The sequence below is a fragment of the Corallincola holothuriorum genome (genome assembly GCF_003336225.1).
Classification (GTDB): Bacteria; Pseudomonadota; Gammaproteobacteria; order Enterobacterales; family Neiellaceae; genus Corallincola; species Corallincola holothuriorum.
Window position 1 is genome coordinate 133820 of sequence record NZ_QPID01000006.1, and the last position, 20285, is coordinate 154104.

14 protein-coding genes are annotated in these 20285 nt (G+C 48.8%); 8 read left to right on the top strand and 6 right to left on the bottom strand.

Annotation, left to right across the window (positions count from 1 at the left end; all coding sequences use genetic code 11):
• Positions 1-156: 156 nt before the first annotated feature.
• The 7 genes from DU002_RS11305 to DU002_RS11335 all read left to right on the top strand — a co-directional run bounded on the left by DU002_RS11305 (position 157) and on the right by DU002_RS11335 (position 11061).
• Positions 157-423, top strand: a complete 267-nt coding sequence (locus tag DU002_RS11305; protein WP_114338498.1) for a DUF6471 domain-containing protein — start codon at positions 157-159, stop codon at positions 421-423.
• A 234-nt stretch (positions 424-657) separates the two neighbouring features.
• Positions 658-1302: an OB-fold-containig protein gene (locus tag DU002_RS11310; protein ID WP_114338499.1), complete on the top strand. Its 645-nt coding sequence runs from the start codon at positions 658-660 to the stop codon at positions 1300-1302.
• A 55-nt stretch (positions 1303-1357) separates the two neighbouring features.
• Entirely contained in the window at positions 1358-3418 is a 2061-nt protein-coding gene (locus tag DU002_RS11315) for a flotillin family protein (protein WP_233496480.1), read from the top strand.
• Positions 3419-3563: 145 nt separating this feature from the next.
• The gene (locus DU002_RS11320; protein WP_199405221.1) at positions 3564-8936 is read left to right on the top strand and encodes a DNA repair ATPase; all 5373 of its coding nucleotides are present in this window, start codon (positions 3564-3566) and stop codon (positions 8934-8936) included.
• Positions 8936-9637, top strand: coding sequence for a phospholipase D-like domain-containing protein (locus DU002_RS11325; RefSeq protein WP_114338624.1), 702 nt, complete (start codon positions 8936-8938; stop codon positions 9635-9637). Before DU002_RS11320 ends, DU002_RS11325 begins: the two co-directional genes overlap by 1 nt.
• 87 nt (positions 9638-9724) lie before the next feature.
• Positions 9725-10132, top strand: coding sequence for a hypothetical protein (locus DU002_RS11330; RefSeq protein ID WP_114338625.1), 408 nt, complete (start codon positions 9725-9727; stop codon positions 10130-10132).
• Positions 10133-10770: 638 nt separating this feature from the next.
• A complete protein-coding gene (locus DU002_RS11335) occupies positions 10771-11061 on the top strand; it encodes a hypothetical protein (protein WP_114338501.1) in 291 nt (96 codons plus the stop codon).
• Positions 11062-11141: 80 nt separating this feature from the next.
• Here the strand turns inward: DU002_RS11335 and DU002_RS11340 are convergent, their stop codons facing one another.
• The 5 genes from DU002_RS11340 to DU002_RS11360 all read right to left on the bottom strand — a co-directional run bounded on the left by DU002_RS11340 (position 11142) and on the right by DU002_RS11360 (position 18318).
• Entirely contained in the window at positions 11142-11993 is an 852-nt protein-coding gene (locus DU002_RS11340; protein ID WP_114338502.1) for a lipase family protein, read from the bottom strand.
• 66 nt (positions 11994-12059) lie between these two features.
• Positions 12060-12893 carry a potassium channel family protein gene (locus DU002_RS11345; RefSeq protein WP_199405222.1) on the bottom strand — a complete coding sequence of 278 codons (834 nt, stop codon included), beginning with the start codon at positions 12891-12893 and terminating at the stop codon, positions 12060-12062.
• 406 nt (positions 12894-13299) lie between these two features.
• Positions 13300-16404 carry an efflux RND transporter permease subunit gene (locus DU002_RS11350; protein ID WP_114338503.1) on the bottom strand — a complete coding sequence of 1035 codons (3105 nt, stop codon included), beginning with the start codon at positions 16402-16404 and terminating at the stop codon, positions 13300-13302.
• Entirely contained in the window at positions 16401-17723 is a 1323-nt protein-coding gene (locus tag DU002_RS11355) for an efflux RND transporter periplasmic adaptor subunit (protein ID WP_114338504.1), read from the bottom strand. The genes DU002_RS11350 and DU002_RS11355 overlap by 4 nt, the downstream gene beginning before the upstream one ends.
• The gene (locus DU002_RS11360; RefSeq protein ID WP_158538036.1) at positions 17707-18318 is read right to left on the bottom strand and encodes a TetR/AcrR family transcriptional regulator; all 612 of its coding nucleotides are present in this window, start codon (positions 18316-18318) and stop codon (positions 17707-17709) included. The genes DU002_RS11355 and DU002_RS11360 overlap by 17 nt, the downstream gene beginning before the upstream one ends.
• A 341-nt stretch (positions 18319-18659) precedes the next feature.
• Between DU002_RS11360 and DU002_RS11365 the strand changes: the two genes are divergently transcribed.
• A complete protein-coding gene (locus DU002_RS11365; RefSeq protein ID WP_114338506.1) occupies positions 18660-19433 on the top strand; it encodes an SDR family NAD(P)-dependent oxidoreductase in 774 nt (257 codons plus the stop codon).
• A 64-nt stretch (positions 19434-19497) separates the two neighbouring features.
• On the opposite strand, the gene DU002_RS11370 is transcribed toward DU002_RS11365, so the two are convergent.
• Positions 19498-20094, bottom strand: a complete 597-nt coding sequence (locus tag DU002_RS11370) for an acetate uptake transporter (protein WP_114338507.1) — start codon at positions 20092-20094, stop codon at positions 19498-19500.
• Between the last annotated feature and the right edge of the window lie 191 nt (positions 20095-20285).

Here is a 20285-nt window from a genome sequence, read left to right on the forward strand (position 1 = left end):
ACTTAAGGATGTTCTCAAAAATAATAAATGTCAACTATATTCAACATTTGTTTTGTTTTGTTGCTTTTTGGTTCGTATTGACCAATACTCATATCATTCACAATATGTAATGATTGAGCGCGCAAACATGCGTGATGAAATTACTAAGGAAACACTATGACAACAGATACGCCTCCTGCGTTCGATTCTGTTATTAAACGCCTGGTGAGAACCATGATGGCGCAAAGTGGTATGACGTACGCTGAACTGAGTAAACAGTTATACCTGCAGTTCGGAACGACACAGTTGGACAATAATCTGAGGTCGAAGGTTAACAAAGGCAAGATGTCTGCGGATCTTTTTATTCAAATTTTGTCTGTGTGCAAGTTTTCGGTGTCACCTGAGATAGTTAAGCAGGTGATAGAAGCCACCCAGTCGCAATAATTTGTTTCATTTTTTAGTCATAGAATAATGTTGATCTAGGCCGCTTCTTTAGCAAAAGCCTAACAAAAAGGTGGAGGCTATCGGTTAGTATGTCGGCTTGTTTTTTATCTCCCGCTTGTATCAAGCAGAGGGGAATAATTAATACATACATGATGTATGTGAATGGATAGTTGTTTCATAAGCACGCGTGTTTATGAGTAGGTCGCCTGACGGCCTCCAAAGGAAGGAGTACATATGGATGTTTTCTTAGCGCACCTGATTCAATTTCCCACGGTTATTTACACCGTTTTACTCGGTGTCATGCTCTGCTATTGGTTTGTTGCCGCATTGGGCACCGTTGATGTTGACGTATTAGATATCGACATTGATGTTGATGCGGATGTCGGCGCCCTAGAAGGTTTTGCCGGATTGCTACTGAGATTGGGGTTGGCGGGTGTGCCTTTAACTGTCGTGCTGACAGTGATTGCACTCACAGGTTGGAGTATCTGCTACTTCTCCATGTTGCTGGTGATTAATCCTTTGTTTTCGTTCTCTGGTGTATTGCAGTGGGTATTAGGTGCCGGTGTAGCCATGGTGGCTTTTGTTGCCTCCATTTTTATCGCCGCGCAAATCGTTAAGCCTCTGCGACCTTTGTTTAAGTCAGCGAATGCGACATCTACCAACGATTTGGTGGGTTCAAAAGTAGTTATACGCACCTCAAAAGTGACTCCTACATTTGGCGAAGCCACATTGGAAGATGGTGGCGCGGGCATGGTATTGCGCGTGCGGGCCGACGAAACTCAAAACTTAACTCGCGGCGATATTGTCGTGATCCTCGAATACCTGCCGGAAACACATGCCTATCGCGTGATGACCGAGGCAGAACTGTTTAAGCAATAACTCAATTTAGAAACCAATTTTCGTACAAATTTAATTTGAAAAAGGAATATTCAATATGCCTATAGATATGGGTCTAGCAATGGGTGTACTTACCATCATCGGTGTTATTTTTGGCGTCATATTCGTACTTGCGATGATGTTTAAAGCGTTTTACGAGAAAGTGCCCCAAGGAACAGCGTTGATTGTGAATGACATGAGTTCAACGCCAAAGGTGAAGTTCACCGGCGGTATGGTGATCCCCGTTATCCACAAGAAAGAGCTGATGAAGATCTCTTTAATCACTCTGGAAGTGGATCGAAGAGGACGTGATGGTTTGATCTGCCGCGACAATATGCGTGCGGACATTACCGTGGCTTTCTACCTGCGCGTTAATGAAACCCAGGAAGATGTATTGAAGGTCGCTAAGGCGATTGGCGTAGAGCGTGCGTCTGACAAAGCGGCGGTGAATGAGTTGTTTAACGCCAAGTTCTCCGAAGCGCTGAAAACCGTCGGTAAGCAGATTGAGTTTGTACGTTTGTTTGAAGATCGTCTGACCTTCCGTGAAAAGATTGTTGAGGTGATTGGTGATGATCTTAACGGTTACATTCTTGAAGATGTTGCCATCGATTACTTAGAACAAACACCAAAGAGTGCCTTAGATCCTACCAATATTTTGGATGCTCAGGGCATACGAAAAATTACCGAGCTGACGGCAACTCAGAACGTGCAAACCAACGAGTTTGAGCGTAATGAAGAGTTGGCGATCACCAAGAAAAACGTGGAGACCAAAGAGTCTATGTTGGCGTTAGAGCGTCAACAAGCGGATGCCGAAGCGCGCCAGGCTCGAGAAATAGCCACGATCCAAGCCCGTGAAGAAGCTGAAACCATTAAGGTCAGTGAAGAGGAGCGTCTGCGTTCTGAGCAAGCTCGTATTAAGACGCAGCAGGATCTTGATATTCAGGAAGAGAATCGTAAGCGTGAAGTAGAGATTGCGGTCGAAAATCGTCAGCGTGCCGTAGTGATTGAGAAAGAAAAAGTAACGCGGGCGCAGGATCTGGAAGTGGTCTCCCGCGAGCGTGAAGTTGAGCTTGAGCGTATCGCCAAAGAAAAAGACCTGGAAGTTGAGCGTACCAATATTGCTAACGTGACCCGTGAGCGTGTGGCAGTAGAGAAAACAGTGGCTGAAGAGGAGGAGCGTATTAAAGAGGTGCGTGAAATCTCAGAAGCTGACCGCTCTAAGCAGGTGTTGATCTTAGAGGCGCAGGCGCAAGCCGAAGAGGAGCTGGTTAAGCAGGTTAAGCAGGCCGAAGCCGATGAAACCAAAGCCAAGCATAAAGCCGTTGAACTGAATGTACTGGCGCAAGCTGAACTGGAAGCGGCAGCGAAGAAAGCCGATGCGATGAAACGTATGGCTGAAGGTATTGAAGCGGAACGTGCGGCGCCAGGGTTTGCTGATGCCCGTGTGCAGGAAGCAAAAGCAGAAGCACTTGAGAAAGAAGGTGCTGCTGAAGCACAAGTACTCGCGAAGAAGATGGAAGCTCAGGCCCAAGGTGATGAGCAGCAAGGGTTGGCGAAAGCCCGTGTGATTGAAGCGCAAGCGATTGCCAAAGAGAAAGAGGGGCTGGCCGAAGCCAAGGTGCTGGAAGAGAAGCTGGGTGCCCAAGCCAAAGGCGACGAACAGCAAGGTCTCGCAGAAGCCGCCGCAGAAAAAGAGAAAGGTTTGGTGGCTGCCACAGTTATTCGCGAGAAATTGACCGCAGAAGCTGAAGGTTTAGTGGATAAGTTCAAGGCGATGGATGCTATGAGCGATCAGGCGCGCAGCCACGAAGAGTTCCGTATGCAGCTTGAGAAGCAGTTTGAAGAAGCGATTGCGTCTATCGGCGCGAGCAAAGAGATCGCCAAAGAGCAGGCTGAAGTTCTGTCTGCTGCGTTGTCGAATGCCAATATCGACATCGTTGGCGGTCAGGGCGAGTTCTTTGATTCGTTCGCCAAGTCTCTGTCTGTTGGTAAATCAGTTGAAGGGATCGTGGGTAAAAGCCCCGTGGTGCAGGAGCTGTTAAGTAAGGTGATGGCGCTGGGTGGCGGGAAAGGGGGCAAGAAACCTTCTAGCTCAACCTCATCAACCGATCTGTTGTAAGCCCTATGGCAAGCGTCTTTGTGCGGAGTTAAATCCGCATTAGGACGGTCAATATGGCTGGCCAGTTTCACCTGACGTCTCAGGAACACATCATGGGATGTCAGGGTGGCCAAACTGTTTCGACAGCACGCAGGGAGTACACAGGGTGCAGGATAAAAACCAAGATAAACAAGGCGCTGAAGCCGGTATCGTTGATAAGGCGGTGACTGAAGGTGGCGCTTATGAAGTGATCCGTAAGCGCTTGGAAGGGCAAGGGAAGCAGCTTCGAGAAGAAGTCGATGCCCTTAACCAGTCACGTATCAGTGAGTTTGGTAGTACCGAAATGAAAGTGCTGGGGCGTTTGCGTACCCGCACGGAAAATAACTGTATTGCCCAGGATATCGTCTGCGTTGGCGAACACCTGCTGTTTGGCTTCAACGTGTTTATGGGGCTAAAAAAAGAGACTCACATCAGTGATGTATTTGCCCTCTATCATTTCCAAAAAACTGCTGATGGCTTTGATTTAGAGCCCGCGCGCAGTGACGATACGTTTTTGGCCAATGCAGCCTTTGTGCGTGAGTTTAATGAACTGTACGCCTATTACAAAAATACTCGTTTGTCGCAGCTGGTGGTCAAAGATGGCAAGTTACTAGCCAGCTTCCAGATCGGCGAACGGGAAGAAGATATTCGTGTGTTTCGTTGGTCGATCAGTGCAGATGGCAAACGTGTAGAGTATATCGACAACCGTGGTGAGCGTGATATCGCCTTGCCATCGGCTTATGATTTTGAATGGCAGGCAACCAGTCGTGAGAATGCTGTTCATGGTAAACATCCACACCTGAATATTCTCGATACCCTGTTTGTGGAAACGGTCGGTGGTGATCTGACCGTTAAGATAGAAGACAACACCGCGTCCGGAGAGGGGATCTACGCCGAAGCTGTGGTGGATCAGACCCAGTCGCTGGATGACGCCGATGTGTTTTATGCCGAGGTCGGCCACCTGATACTGCTAAAAATCTTGCCTTATCGAGAAGAGACCTGGCGCTACTTGTTATTTAACAAGCTGACCCATGAAGTGTTGCGTGTCGATGCTATTGGTCAGGCATGTCGGCTGTTGCCGGAAAATCACGGCATTATTTTCCCTGGCGGCATTTATCTGGAATCAGGCGGGCTTAAACTGTTTGATGAAGACATGACTGGCATGCGTTTCCGTCGTGTGCGCCGTTCGCCCAATGGCGAAGATGCCATGTATGTGTTCTACAACCCTGAGAACGCAACGATCGCCTTGTTTGCGTACAACCTGATTGAGAAAAGCCTGCAGGTGCCGTTACTTGGCCATGGTTACGCCATGCTCGATGATGGCACCATGGTGATTTTCTATGCCGAAGGGGATGAGCCAACCCGCGTGCATCCGATGCAGGTTTGGGAAACGCCCTATTGCAGTGATGAGCACGCCAGTAAAGCACCGGTGAAAGACAGCGTCTATGGCCGCATTGGCAATGCTGAATTAGTGCGTGCTATTTCCGATTTTTACAGTGTATGCCGTGCCGTGGATGAGCAATCCGTGTCGGCGCGTTTATATGATGAACTGTGCAAAAATACCTTGCGCCTGTTTGATAGCTACTACTGGTTGGACAATCAGGAAGTACAGGGGATCTCAGATCTGCTACACGAGATTGCCAAAACCAGTGAACTGGTGCTGGATGAGTTTGAAAAAGTAGAAAGTATTCGTCAGCAGTCAGAGTTGGCAATGGCTGAGGCGGAACAACAGCAAAAAGCGCTGCTCAAATCGATGAATGTCGATAGTTGGCACAGCGCTGAAGCTTTTGTTGATGCCCTCGACAGCATTCGCAAACTGCGCGGTCACTTACTGACGATCCGTGACTACCGCTATATCAATACCTCACGTATTGATGAGATGGAGCAGCAGCTACAAGAAACCGGTGACAAGATATCACTGAAGACCGGCGAATTTCTCTCTTCAGCTGAAGCCATTGCCCCCTACCATGATCGTCTAGGGACGCTGGAGCAGGCGCTAGCCGATGCGAATTCGATTGTAGAGCTGGAGGCACCTGTCGCCGGACTCGAAAAGATGGCTTCAGAGCTGGATCTGCTATCTGAGCTGATGACCAGCCTGAAAGTGGATGACGCACAGCAGCGTACCGCCATTGTTGAGGCGATCTCTGAGGTTTACGCCAAGTTAAATCAGAGCCGTGCCCGTGCCGGACACAAGCAAAAAGAGCTCGGCTCGGCAGAAGCTGTGGCTGAGTTTTCCGCGTCGTTTAAGTTGTTTTCTCAAGGTATTACCAATGCCCTGAGTGCGGCCACCACGCCGGAGAAGTGTGATGAGCAGCTGACGCGCTTGCTGGTGCAGCTAGAAGAGCTGGAGAGCCAGTTCAGTGAGCATGACGAGTTCTTGGCCGATATTCTTTCCAAGCGGGAAGAAGTTTACGAAAGCTTTGAGGCGCAGAAACAAGCGCTACTTGATGAGCGCCAGCGCAAGGCACAGAACCTGCAGGATGCCGCCAGCCGTATTCTCAGTAACATTCAAAAACGGGTACAGCGTTTCACCGAGCCTGATGAACTGAACAGCTTTTATGCCGCCGATCCGCTGGTGATGAAAGTACGGGAGATCAGCGAGCAGTTGCGCGGACTCGATGATCAGGTGAAAGCCGATGATATCGATGCTCGTTTTAAGATGGGTAAAGATCAGGCGCTGAAATCGCTGCGAGATAAGAGCGAGATCTATGAAGAGGGCGGTAACGTCATCAAGCTGGGACCACGGCACAAATTTAGTGTGAATACCCAGCCGCTAGATATCACTATCTTACCGCGTAATAACCAGCTTAATTTCCACCTCACCGGTACCGACTATTTCGAGCCAGTAGAAGATAAGCGGCTGGCTGAATTGAGCCAATACTGGCAGGCGGATATCGAATCTGAATCTGCTGAGATCTACCGCGCTGAATATCTGGCTGGATTGATCCTCGATAGCGCTGATATGCATGAGCATGGCCTTACACCAGAGTTACTAAGCAGCGCTGCCAGTGAGCAAGAGGCGCTGGTTAAGATCGCCAGAGAGTTTGCTGCGCCAAGATATAAAGAGGGCTATCAGAAAGGGGTTCATGACCATGATGCTGCGCTGATCCTGGCCAAAGTGTTGCCTTTACGGCAAAGCGTCGGCCTGTTGCGGTTTGATCCGCTGAGTCGTGGTTTAGCGATTATCTTTTGGGCTAACAATCAGCAACAAGCTTGGGCGAAAAGCTGCCCACAGCGGGCACGCTCGGCATTGACTATGCAAACCCTGTTTGCCAGTGGCGAAGCACTCGTTTTACTGGAACAGGAGCTGCTGAGTCAGCTGAATAGCTATCTTGAATTGCATACCATTCCGGTCAGCCAGAGCGACTGCCAACGTGCGGTGAGCTATTTGGTGCGTGAGCTGGCCAACGACAGGGTGGAGTTTGAAACCAGTAAGTACGCCCGTCAGTTGGCAGATGAGCTAAAGCAGTCTCTTAAAGCTGGCAAAGCGCTGCGCACATTTGAAGAAGCATTGCAGCAGTTGGTTGGCAAAGCGGGGGAGCGCTGGGCGTTAACCTACAGCTGGTTAACCGCGATGTTAGCCAGTAAGAAAGCAGGCGCCGCGGATACAGCGGAGGCATTAGCCGCCTACGTTCCTGAAGCCGTGGCGATCATTAACGCCGAAGAGAGAGTTTCCCGTCGTCACAGCGAAGCGGATCTTAATTTCAGTGTGGATGGCCTCTTGGGTGAACATAGCCGCATTGACAGTCAGTCACTGCAGTTGCGCTTGGATAGCTTCCTAACCAACTATCAGCTGCACAGAGATCAGTTTGTGCCGGCCTATCATGAGTACCTCAATACGCGACAGCAGGTGATCAGCGATCGTCGTAAACAATTAAAGCTGCATGAATTTGTTTCGCGACCACTTAGTTCATTTGTTCGTAACCAGCTGATTAATCAAGTTTACCTACCAATTATTGGCGATAACTTGGCGAAACAGATGGGCACCGTGGGCGAAAACAAGCGCACCGACTTAATGGGCTTGTTGATGATGATCTCGCCGCCCGGTTACGGTAAAACCACGTTGATGGAGTATGTGGCGAACCGGCTGGGTTTGATCTTTATGAAGATCAACTGTCCGTCGCTGGGGCATGAAGTGGATTCATTGGATCCAACGCAAGCGCCCAACGCTACCGCGAAGCAGGAGCTGGAGAAGCTCAACCTGGCGCTGGAGATGGGCAATAACGTGATGCTGTATCTTGATGATATTCAGCATACCCACCCCGAGTTCTTGCAGAAATTTATCTCCTTGTGTGACGGTACCCGTCGTATTGAGGGGGTATGGCGTAACGAATCAAAAACCTACGATATGCGCGGCAAGAAATTCTGTGTGGTGATGGCGGGCAACCCATACACTGAATCCGGCGAAGTGTTTAAGATCCCCGACATGTTGGCGAACCGTGCCGATATCTACAACTTAGGTGAGGTGCTTGGCGGCATGGAAGCGCCGTTTGCACTGAGCTATATCGAAAACAGTCTGACCTCGAATCAGGTGCTGCAACCGCTAGCAACCCGAGATATGCAGGATCTGTATCGCTTTGCCAAAATGGTAGAAACCGACACCATCAATACCAATGACCTTAGCCATAGTTATAGTGGCGCCGAGGTTAATGAGATCCTGGATGTGCTGCGTAAATTGATGGTGGTGCGTGATGTGCTGCTGAAAGTAAACAAGCAATACATCGTTAGTGCCTCCCAGGCGGAAAAATACCGTACCGAGCCCGCGTTTAAGTTGCAGGGTTCATACCGCAACATGAACAAGATGGCGGAGAAGATCTCGGCGGTGATGAACGACGCCGAGCTAAAACAGGTGATTGCTGATCATTATCTCGGAGAGGCACAACTACTTACCGGCGGGGCGGAAGAGAACCTATTAAAACTGGGTGAAATGCGCGGCACACATACTGATGCAGAAGCGGCTCGTTGGCAGCAGATCAAGGCCGACTTTGCCCGTAGTAAAGCGATGGGCGGCGACGATGCCGATACTGGCATGCAGGTGGTTGGACAACTGCACGACTTAGTTAGCAGCGTAAAAGGCGCGGCAGAACTGATGGTCAATAAGCCGGAAGTTGCGGATAGCGGTAGCGAGCAAACCTCACAAGCGATCGTTCAGTTGTCAAAAGAGCTGTCTCAGGCACAACAAGCGGCTAGCGATCGTCATATTGAAGTGGTTGAAGCACAGCACTCGGCATCCCGTGCCAAGTTCAATAAGTCGGCCCGCGCTTTTCTGACGTTGTCGAAGGTGTTCGCCAAAGCGTTATCCCGTGTTGAAGTGGTGAATCAGCCCATTCCTGGGTTAGAAAATCAGCTGGCGACGCTAACTCAGAGCTTGCAAACCATTGCTCACTCGTTGGCGCCAGATGATAACGATCAGATCCAGATCTTGTTGCGTAATATTGGCAAGTTGGAGCATGAATTAGCCGCGCTTAAAGGCGGTAAGCAGAGTGCAGAGGATGCATGATGAGTGAGTTAAGCGTATTAGAAAAACAACTGATTGATAGCTTCGATGATCTTAAGCTCAGTGACAGTGAGCGGGCGGAGCTGAAGGAGCTTGCTCGACCATTAAGCGCAGATAAAGTGAGATTTATTCGCAACAAAGCGTTTGCTATTGCCCGTGACAAAATTGCTACGGCTAGTGGAGATGATAATGCTGCTGAAGCGTTGTCGGCGCTTGGTTGGCTGGAGCGGGTGGTGAAAACCCTTGATCAGGCCACGCGCAAACAAGCGATCACCTCGGGAGCTTATTTCAGCCCAGGCACGGCTTGCATGAAGAAGATCGTTGACCTTTGTCACCAAGCCAAGCGCAACATTGATATCTGTGTCTTTACTATCTCAGATGATCGCCTCAGCGCTGCGATTAAGAAAGCCCATGATCGCGGCGTGCAGGTGCGGATCATCACGGATAATGATAAAGCCAATGACAGTGGCAGTGATGTTGACCAGTTAGCCAGACAAGGGGTGCCGTTGCGTATGGATCGCACTGAATACCATATGCACCACAAGTTTGCGTTATTTGACCGCGTAACCTTGCTTAACGGCAGTTTTAACTGGACCCGCAGCGCGACAGATAAGAACGAAGAGAACATTTTGGTGACGGACAGTGAAACGCTATGTGCTTCCTATCTGGAACAGTTTGAGCGTTTGTGGCAGAAGTTCGCCTAATATAGCCTGCTATTGATATGAGCGGGTGAGAGTTGATAAAGGTAGCAGTAAATCAAAATGAATAAACAGAATTCAGGAGAAGAAGCGATGCGCGGAGCAGGCGGAACCAGCGGTGGGGTGGGGCAATTCTTTATTGGCTTGGTAATGATGTGTGGCGGTTTTTATATGCTGTTTAATGCCATTACAGTGCGCTCCAGCTTTGGTATGCGTACCTCTCTATACTCCTTTGGCTCAGGCTGGGGAATCACCAGCGGTATGGTGATGATCCCGTTTATCTTTGGTATTGGGCTTATTTTTTACAACAGCAAAAATATCCTTGGTTGGATCCTAACCATCGGTTCACTGGTGGCGCTTATCTTTGGCGTGATCTCCTCGATAAACTTCAGCATGCGTACCATGACCTCATTCGATCTCATTGTGATCTTAGTGTTGTCCGTTGGTGGCGTAGGCTTGTTTTTGCGCTCGCTAAAAGGGCTGCCGGAAGTAAGTGAATAGTATTCGATGATAGGCTAACTTATAGCGATACAAGGGCACCACCTACGGTGCCCTTTTTTCTGGTTGCTCGTGGGTTCTCTCTGTTACATCTGTGGTTACCCCATTTTCATCTCAATCACACGCTCTTTACTAAGGTGCTTGAGCATCGTTTCTTCGTTTCACCGATATAGGTGGCTTTGTGTTATCTACCTGCTACCGTCGAATTCGTTAGCGCAGGCGTGATTTTTCTCCTATTTGGTATTACTTCTTTGATACCAATTTCTGTGGCTTATTTTTGTAGGTTAGATACGTTAAAAGAGACTGATAGGGCTTAATTTAGTTGTGTGACTGATAGGTGTGAAGGTTGCTCTTGTGTTTGTAACTTGCTGAATTTAAAGTGTAAAAAAACCTGACACCGGAAAATAGCTTAAACTAAATTAGTTTGTTTATCATGTTGTTATGAAGAACGTCATCAAATGGTTGATTTGGGGCATTCTATTTAATATTAGCTTGCTATAAGATGCGCAAAAATTAGGCATTTTATAACAAGAAAATAACAAGTAGGTGAAGTAGCTATGACGTATTGGCGAGTAGTAGTATTCTCGGCTCTTATAGCAGTATTGACGACCGGTTGCGCAACCCAGCCACTGGATCTTGGCATGGATATGAAAGGCCAGTGGCAGATCACTTTGCTTGATGGCAATCACTACCCAGCAACAATTCAACAGCTAAGCATGGATCGTGTACAGATTAACTGTGCGAGTCTAAAGCTATCTGGTGAGTATGAATTCCATGGTAGCGCATTGACGTTGGCGAAAGCCGATGCCAAGCGAGTTAAGTCGGCTTATTTTGAAAAAAATAGTATGGGTAACTGGACGGTGATGTCTGCTAGCACCGATACCTATTTGATGCCACACCTGCTCGGCGCACAACTCGTCCGCATAAACTGAGCATGCTTGTCACTCGGGGAGGGCATATGTGTGTTACTCCCTGAATTTGGCAATGCCTCTTTCGATAAGCTGCCATCGGCTTAGTGCTTATCAAAAAAATCTTTTCTACGAATATATTTCCCCATGTCATGGTAACTGATTGGCATCATGAGCCAGCTGGTTAAGCTTTTGACCAGGCGAAAGTGCTCAGAGACATTTTCGTAAATCTTATCGTTATGCAGCCATAGCATCCGCCCAACATGCCAGTAAAGTCCGGGAATAGGCGGTAAAAAAGTTACAATATCGATATCACAGCAGATCCTGTACGTACGTTTATGCAATAAGTACTGCTTTTTGAAGCTCCATGTGCCAGTGCCGGGCTGACCGAACGTGATCACTCGTTTTACCTTGGTTGGATAGCGTCTTTCTAATCTATCTGCTGCCAAGATGGCCATAGAGCCACCAGAGGAGTGCCCGGTTAGTGTAATCCGTTTACCGTCAGCAATGAGCGGTTCAAGAACTTGTTGGAGCCGTTCATATACGCTGACGTTCCGCTCTTTTTCTGCGTGATCCCGAGGCATGATTTGAGATACGAGTGGAGTCGTCGGCAATAGGGAAGGTTCGGTGGCGTATTTTGCCAACGGACTGGGTAGCTCCAGCAACCGAGAGTAGCCCCAGTGGACGCGATAGCTTGCACCTGGATATGTTCGTTTTACTGGAAATAGTGCCAGATTAGTTAGCCAATCGGTTAAGTGGTAAGTCCCTCTGAACACCACGACAACTTCTCTTTTTTCTCCCCACATGACCCGAATTGATACTTGACCACTTAAATCGCGGATAAGGCAGTGGCCTTCAGTATTGAACCCGTAAGCGGTGTGATCAAAGTCTGTCGGGTAGGACGCTTGGCACAGCAGTGCATAGCGCTCGTATTGATAGCTTTTTAACTTTTTCAAAGGAGAGTTCTGTAGCTACTAATACCCCCAGATTAACGTCGAGATGAAGATGTCTTCGTGGCAATTTTACGACATTTTTGTTTCATCAGTTTTAGGCGACGACGCGGATGCTGATGTTGCGGTATTATTTTGCTGAGCAATCACTGCTTGCAGTTCGTTTAGCTGTACTTGGAGTGTCTTGATGTCATCACGCAGATTTGTAATGGCATGCTGATCCTTGCGCTCCTCATCCTCCTCCAGTAGCCAGGATGCAACAAAACCGGTAAAGGTACCGAACAGTCCAACACCCGCGACCATCAACATAGCAGCGATAATCCGCCCACCGATGGAGACAGGGTAATAGTCACCGTAACCCACCGTTGTTATCGTCACAAACGACCACCACAACGCATCCGCGCCGGTTTCTACATTTGCCCCCTCAACTCCCTGCTCCAGTTGTAAGATGGCGATGGCAGCGAAGATAATCATCAGCAGTGACACGGTACAAACGAGAGTAAAAGAACTCTCTGTTTTATGACGCATGGCGTAGTTGATGAGTACTTTTGTTGAACGTACTGCTCGCAGAATACGCATCACTCTAACGATACGTACGACGCGGGCATAGCGGAGCGGGTCGATCATTGGGATACTGGAAATAAAATCTATCCAACCCCATTTCATAAACTGTTTTCGGTTATCGGCACGATGCCATCTAATAAAAAAGTCCGTCATAAAAATCAGGCAGATAGCGTTGTCGGCGATATCGAGAATATCGACAACTTCTGCTGGTAATTCGAATAGACTTTGCACGATCAAGGCCAACAAAACATAAAAAGACAAGACCAATAGGGCGACTTGAAAACTGCTGATTGCTTCTTCAGTTTTTTGATTACATTTGGTATTTGCGGCTGACGTGTTCAATTTTTCCTCTGTGCTGACTATGCGATTTTTTAGTGTACTGAGAGTGGTTCTAACCGTCGGCGTACATTCTACTTCCCTATCTGAATGGTCGGGATACGGAAGAGCGTCACTGGTTTATCCAACTGAGCCTCATCTTCAAAAGCGGGTCTGCCACAGCCGAAATGCTTAGACTTACTTCGTTTGCCGCCACTGTGATTCACGGTGAAGAGAGTGCAATAAACGAGGTAGTGAGTCTATCAAGGCGCTTCTTTCAAACGCTAGTAGACTACGATTTTCACTAAAAGTTGCACAACAAGAAGTTGGCTGACGCTGGCTATGATATTAACGCTCTGAACGCTATTTATATGTCGTAAGAAACTCAGCCATTGGCCGCTTAATGGCTGAGTATTATACAGGCTAAACTACCCTAATGAGCATCCTGTTTATTGGCAAAGCTTACTTTGCCAAAGTCATCCAATACTGAATAAAAGGCCGGCACCATAAACAATACCAGTGCTGTTGAAGCGAAGATGCCAAAGACCACAGATATCACTAGGGGCTTGAGCACTTGCGCTTGCAAGCTCGTCTCCAGCATCAGTGGCAACATCCCTGCGGCAGTGGTCATCGAGGTGATAAAGACCGCGCGAAAACGCTCACGACTGGCCTGTACCACGGCTTCATGCACGCTATCCCCCTCTTCGACGTGATGGCGAATGTATTGCACCAGCAGGATAGAGTCGTTCACCACGATCCCTGCCAGGGATACAAAGCCCATCACTGATGGCATAGACAAGCTATAGCCGAGTAGCAGGTGCCCCCAAAGCACACCAATTAAAGCTAAAGGGATCGCAACCATGACGGTGACGGGTTCCAAATAGCTTTTGAACTGCAGGCTTAATATCGCAAAGACGCCAAAGAGACCGAGCAAGAAGCCTTTGCCCATGGAGCTTCCGGTCTTGGCGCTTTCTTTAACTTCTCCTTCGAACTCTATACGCAGTCCTGGATGCTTCGCCAGCAGTTGTGGCATCAGCTCGTTGCGGAACAACTGCAGTACCTCGTTGGTGTTGGCCTGGCTGACATCGACATCGCCCAGCACACTGATTGTTCGCAGGCCATCTATCCGTTCAATACGGACAAACCCGCGTTGAAAGGCTATCTCGGCCAGTGAAGCAAGTGGCACCTGTTTGTCGCCGACATTAATAGGAAAGTTGAGAAGATTGCTTAGCTTAGCCGCATCAGCTTTGGCCAGCTTAACGTCGATCTGGATATTTTCTGGCCCCACTTGGATCTCATCAGCGGTTTGATGGAAATAGGCGCCGCGCAGCTGGCTGGCGAGCATCTGACCATCGATACCATACACCTCTGCACCGGGACGCAAGGTGACTAATATTTCCTCTTTACCGGGGCGCATGGTATCGAGCAAACCGTAAACCCCCTGAAAATTCGATAGGTATTGTTGGACCTCGGTGGAGACCTGCTTAAGCAGATATAGATCGTCATGCCGTATGCGAATTTCGATGGCGCGTCCCGCGGGCCCCATCTCTGGTTGTTTAAATACCATAGACAAGGGGGCGGCTAACTCGCCGGTCTCTTCACGCCATTGGCGAATGAACTCGTGTATTGATCCCTGGCGTAGTTCCGCGCTTAGCAGATCCAAGCGGACGGTGGCGACATGTGGGCCTGTCTCTTTCGCATCGTTATTGAAATTGAATTTTTCAGTCAGGTGTTGCACATAGCTTTGGTCCACTTCCTCGGCAGAAAAGCGTTCATCTACTTTTTCTGCCGCCGCGACGATCTTTTCTACCACGGTTTTTGTTTCCATCAGCGTTGCGCCGGGTGGCAGTACCACGCGCGCTTCGACGATATCGCCATCAAGTTCTGGAAACCCGATAAATTTCACCGCGCCGCCAGCCACCAAGGAGAGCGAGAGTAAAAATAGGGCGATGATCGCGCCCAAGAAGCCGTAGCGCCATTTAACAACCCACTCAACGGCGTTGACCAACTGGTTGTTTCTAAACGCTTCAAAGTGCTGATGGAACCAAGCGCGGATCCCTCTTGGCGCATCGCCGTCACTGTTCTTGCTGAGCGCATGGGACAGGTGATTAGGCAGGATCAAAAATGCTTCCAATAAACTGATTGTCAGGATCAGTAGCAGTGTTAAGGGAACGACTTTTAGAACATTGCCCATCTGACCATCAAGAAACAGCAGAGATGAGAAGATAAATACCGTGGTTAAAAACGATGACAGTACGCCCGGTGCAACCTTTTTAACGCCCGCGACAATGGCTTCAGAACGCTCCATACCGCGTTCTACATGGGAAGCGATTGACTCCGCTATCACAATGGCATCATCCATCATGATGCCGATCGCCATGAGAAAAGCGACCAGCGTCATCACGTTAATCGACAGACCAAACAATGGCATCATTGCTACGGCCGCTAAGAAGGCAACGGGTAAGCCCATGGCGACCCAAAATGAGTAGCGAAGGCTGAAGAACAGCCACATGGTTAGGAAAACCAGGAACACCCCCTGCAAACCGTTTTTGATCATCATACTCAGACGATCTGAGACCAGTGAAGACATGTCGTTGGTGGTTTGTAGCGTCACGCCTGCGGGCAGGTTAGGGCGTATTTCATCAAGCAGTCGCAGCAAGTCTTCTTTGACTTTGAGTACGTCCTCCTCTTTGTTTTTACTGATGGACAAGATGGCGGCCGGTTTGCCATCAAACAGCACATGCTCTTCGTCCAGCTCAAAGCGATCCGTGAGCACGGCAACATCGCCGAGCCTGACGATACCGCCATCGGTATTTGAACTGATCACTGTTTCTGCCAATGCCGCAGGGGTGACCTTTTGTTCATCAAAACGGATCAGCAGGTTCTTGTCGTGGGTCTCTATAGTGCCGGAGGGCAGGCGCACGTTTTGCCGACGTAATTTGTCGGCAATATCACCGACTGATAAGCCGAGACGACGTATATCTGTCAGCGACAGTTCCACCAATATTTGATGATCAGAGAAGCCATTGATGGTGACCAGTTTAACGCCCGCTTCAAGTTTGATACGGCGCTTCAGTTGTTCGGCATAAGCCTTTAGCTCCGACGCTGGTAGATCTGCGACTAGAGCGACATCCATGACCGGTTTGGTACGGGACAACTCGGTGACGACCGGTGGCTCAGCTTCATCGGGAAAGTCTTTCACCGCATTAATCTGAGTCTGTACATCGAGCAACATGCGGCTGATATCTGTGCCGCTATTGAGCTTTAGGGTCAGGGTGGCCATCCCTTCCACGGCTTCACAACGCACTTCTTCGATATCTGATAGACCATCAACGGCATCTTCCATTCGCTGACACAGGTTTTCTTCGGCGTCCTGAGGCGCCGCACCCGGTTGCACTATCTGTGCTTGCACAAAATCAGATTCGAATTCTGGAAAGGTCTCCCGTTTGATCGTTGGGATCACCATTAAGCCAACCAAAATCATCGACAACATCAATAGGTTGGCAGCGGTTGGGTGCCGCGTAAAATAGTTGATCACGGCTGAACCTCGGTGTTGATTACTTTCAGTGCCATGCCAGCCACCGCGGGCATTAGATCTGTGGTGATCACGCGATCACCCGGCGAAAGTTCGGCGGTAATGGCCACTGACTGACCGTTGAAGAACAGCATTTTTGCTGGAATGATCTGTAACTGATCGTTGTTATCCAGCAGATATATCTGATTACCGTGTAGTGCTTTTAGTGGTAATAGCCAATGGGCTTTAGGCTTGCCCTTAATTTCTGCACGGAGAAACATGCCGTTGACCAGCGGCGGTTTAACAGCGGGCTCAATCTCTTGCCAATTTTGTTCAACTTCCAGAAAGATACCGACCGTGGCTTGGCTGGGATCAACCGTGTCACTGATCCGGTCAACGCTGGCGGGCCAACGATAGTTAAAATCGAATCCTTCCAGGATTAGCTCGGCAGTCATTCCCAGTTCAGAGACTTGTGGCATGCCATTGTCCAGTGGCTTGAAGTTCAAACTCCGTACCAGCGTTCGCATATCGTGAATAGATACTTGCGCATTCACGTTCATCAGCTGCATACCATGGGCGCTGACCATCACTTGCTGACTATTAACAACTTGGTCCAATTCGACGTCAACTTCTGCGATCCTGCCTCGAAAGGGCAGTACTACCTCGGTTTTATCCAGTTTGCGTTTGGCATCATCAACTCTGGCGCTGGCTTGGCGGAGTTGTGCTTGCAACAGTTCCTCTTCGTTAGGCATCAGCTTTAACTGGTTTTCCAGTTCTTGCACTTTTTGCTGCTGTTGCAGTAGGTTTTGCGCTTCAAGATCCAGCTCAGACTGGGACACTAGGTTTTTATTCTTTAGCTGTTTTTTCCGGGTAAGCTCTTGTTTGGACAGCGCCAGACGATCATGCTCGATTTGCAAAGACAGCGCTAAGTTTTGCCGTTCTAAGGTTTTCCCTTCGAGTTGTACTTCAATGGCGCGATGGTCAGCTTCGGCCTCTGCCAGGCTGATCTCATAATCAGTGCGGTCGATACGCAGCAGCGTGCTACCTGCTGGTAGGGTTTTGCCCTTATACATGTCTGGGTTGCGGTAAACCACACGGCCGCTCACTTCGGCAACTGCTTGCCATATCTGCTTCGGCTCGACACGACCGAAGCCCTCAATGGTTGGCGCAATCAGCTGTTGTTTGACGACCAGTATGTCGACTGCCGCAGCGTTCTCTGTGGAAGGTGAAAGTGCTGGTTTGCCTTTTAGCGCGATGATGACAATAAGAGCCAGTAAACCAGCCCCTACACCGTAGACAAATAGGCGCTTTTTCGGCGTGAGGGAGTTAAGCTGAAAGCCCATGTTTTAACAGTTCCTTATTATGTTTCGCTAAACGTTGTAGGAAATTAGTATCTAACTTGATGCCCTGCATCTGCATGATGGCCGGTGGCATTAGGAATGGAAATACCATCAGACTGATAAGGGACATACGGATCAGTTTAGGATCAAGATCTGGCTTAAGATCCGCTTTACTCATGCTGGCATCTATCTTCCGGTCGAAGGTGTCATTGATATGGGTAAACAGGCGCTGGATGATCTGTCGGGAAGGATCATCTTCCGGCAATGACATTGCCCGCTGCACCAGTTTCGGAAATGCCGGCAGCGGCGCCATTGTTTCGTAATAGCCGCTGATAATATCGCCCAGCCCATCGACGCTACTATTATTCACAAACCGTTCCAACTGTGCCGTCATCTGATCGATGAACTGGCGACAGACTGCTTCGAATAAGCCTGCTTTGTTAGCAAAATAGTAGCGGATCATACCTATGTTGGAGTCTGCTCGGGTCGCGATGGCACGAGTGCTGACTTTTTCGTAAGGCAGCGACGTAAATAGTTGCGCCGCAGCATCAATTAGCCGCTGTCGGACGCGGCTATCTTCACTTGGTCGTCCAACCATGGAGCGTTTCCTTGTTAATCGGGTGATTAATATCTTAGACCGCGCCATGCTGAATGGCGAAGGGCTTTAATTCATCGTATATCTGGGAGTGATTAATTTACGCTGATTCTCGGTAAATAGGGGTAAAACACTGTAAAGATAGGTAAAGCACATGCTGTGCTTTTCTCCTGTTTTATCTCTTTGATTAACAGGACTGTTGACGCTTGTTTGGTGTCGTAAGAATAATCGCGCACTAACGGTTGTCAGTGGTTATCGAAATAGTCTTTGCTTAGGGATATTTGGATTACGCTTATGGCAGTACGCGTACTTTTCAATAATCCCGCTCATTGGAGAATATCAGCATGGCCAACTTAGATAACAAAGTGGTTTTGGTAACCGGTTCAACAAAAGGGATAGGGTTGGCGATCGCGCAATCCTTTGCTGACAAGGGTTGCCGCGTCATTGTGCATGGCCGAGATGCACAACAGGCCGCACAGGTTTGCTTGGACATTAAGGGCTATGCGAGCGTAGCTGGTGATCTTAGTAGCGCGAATGCATGTGACGAGGTGTTACAGCAACTATCTCATTTAGATGATGTTGAGTATTTAGTAAATAATGCCGGTATTTTTAGTGTGGCGGATTTTTTTGCCATTGATGACGATGAGTGGCTGCGTTACTACCAAACCAATGTGCTTAGCGTTGTGCGTCTTTGCCGGGCGCTGATGCCAGGTATGTTGGCGCGCGACAGTGGTGGGATCATTAATGTGGCGAGCGAAGCTGGCTATAAACCGTTACCGCAGATGATCCATTACTCCGTGAGTAAGACGGCGCTGACAGGCTTATCTCGTGGACTTGCAGAGTTGACTAAAGGGACCAACGTTACCGTCAACACGCTATTGCCGGGGCCAACTTGGACGGCTGGGGTGGAGGAGTACTTTGCAGGCCTAGCAAAAGAGGAGGGCAGGCCACTAGATGAACTGGTGGAAAACTACTTCCAGGAACATGAGCCGAACTCGTTGATCCAGCGGTTTATTACCATTGAAGAGGTGGCCGATGCTGCCGTTTTTGTTGCTGGGAATGGTGCGGTTAATGGCAGTGCACTAAGAGTTGAGGGCGGGATTATTCGCTCGATATAAGACGTTTGATATAAGGATCCAAACAGGCACCGATAAGGTGCCTTTTGGATTGACTTAGCAGCTTTTATGCGGCCACTTTCAACTGGATTGGCGCGCTGAGCTTGTGCTCGCCAATAGGTAATACAGTGCGTCCATATTGCTCATTGATCACGGTCGCCATTGCCAGATAGATTGCGCTAGCGCCACATAAAATACCTTCGTAGCCAGCAATCGTGCCTATCACGGCGCTGCCGGTGAAATCGCGGAGCGCCAACAAGAAGAACAGCAGCGTTAATGATGCAAAGACAAACTGTTTAACCCGTGGAAATTTGACTGTGCCTGCCAACATAAACAGGGTAAATATGCCCCACATCAGCAGGTAAAATCCCATGTAGGCTTGGGGCGTTGCTTCAGCGATACCCATTTCAGGCAAGACCAGAAGCAGTACCAAACTCCACCAAAAAGTACCGTAAGAGATAAAGGCGGTAACGCCAAAGGTGTTACCGCGTTTGTATTCCATGACGCCAGCGATGATTTGAGCTAAACCGCCGTAACAGAGCCCCATGGCCAGGATCATGGCGCTAATAGGAAAAAAACCTGCATTGTGGATATTTAGTAAGATAGTGGTCATGCCAAAGCCCATAAGGCCTAATGGGGCTGGATTCGCCAACTTTTCGGTCACGTACGTTACTCCGAGGGAGGGAGGTAATTAAGGAGGCGCGATTGTAGTCGTGTGACATAGGTCACACAAGCTTTGTATTACATTGGCAAATGTCAGCGAACAAAACATAGCCAAGATCGCTTATTAATAATTGAGATAGCTTTGCGAACTCGTTCTGCCGCCATAAATTTGCAGTTTATCGAGTGGATGTT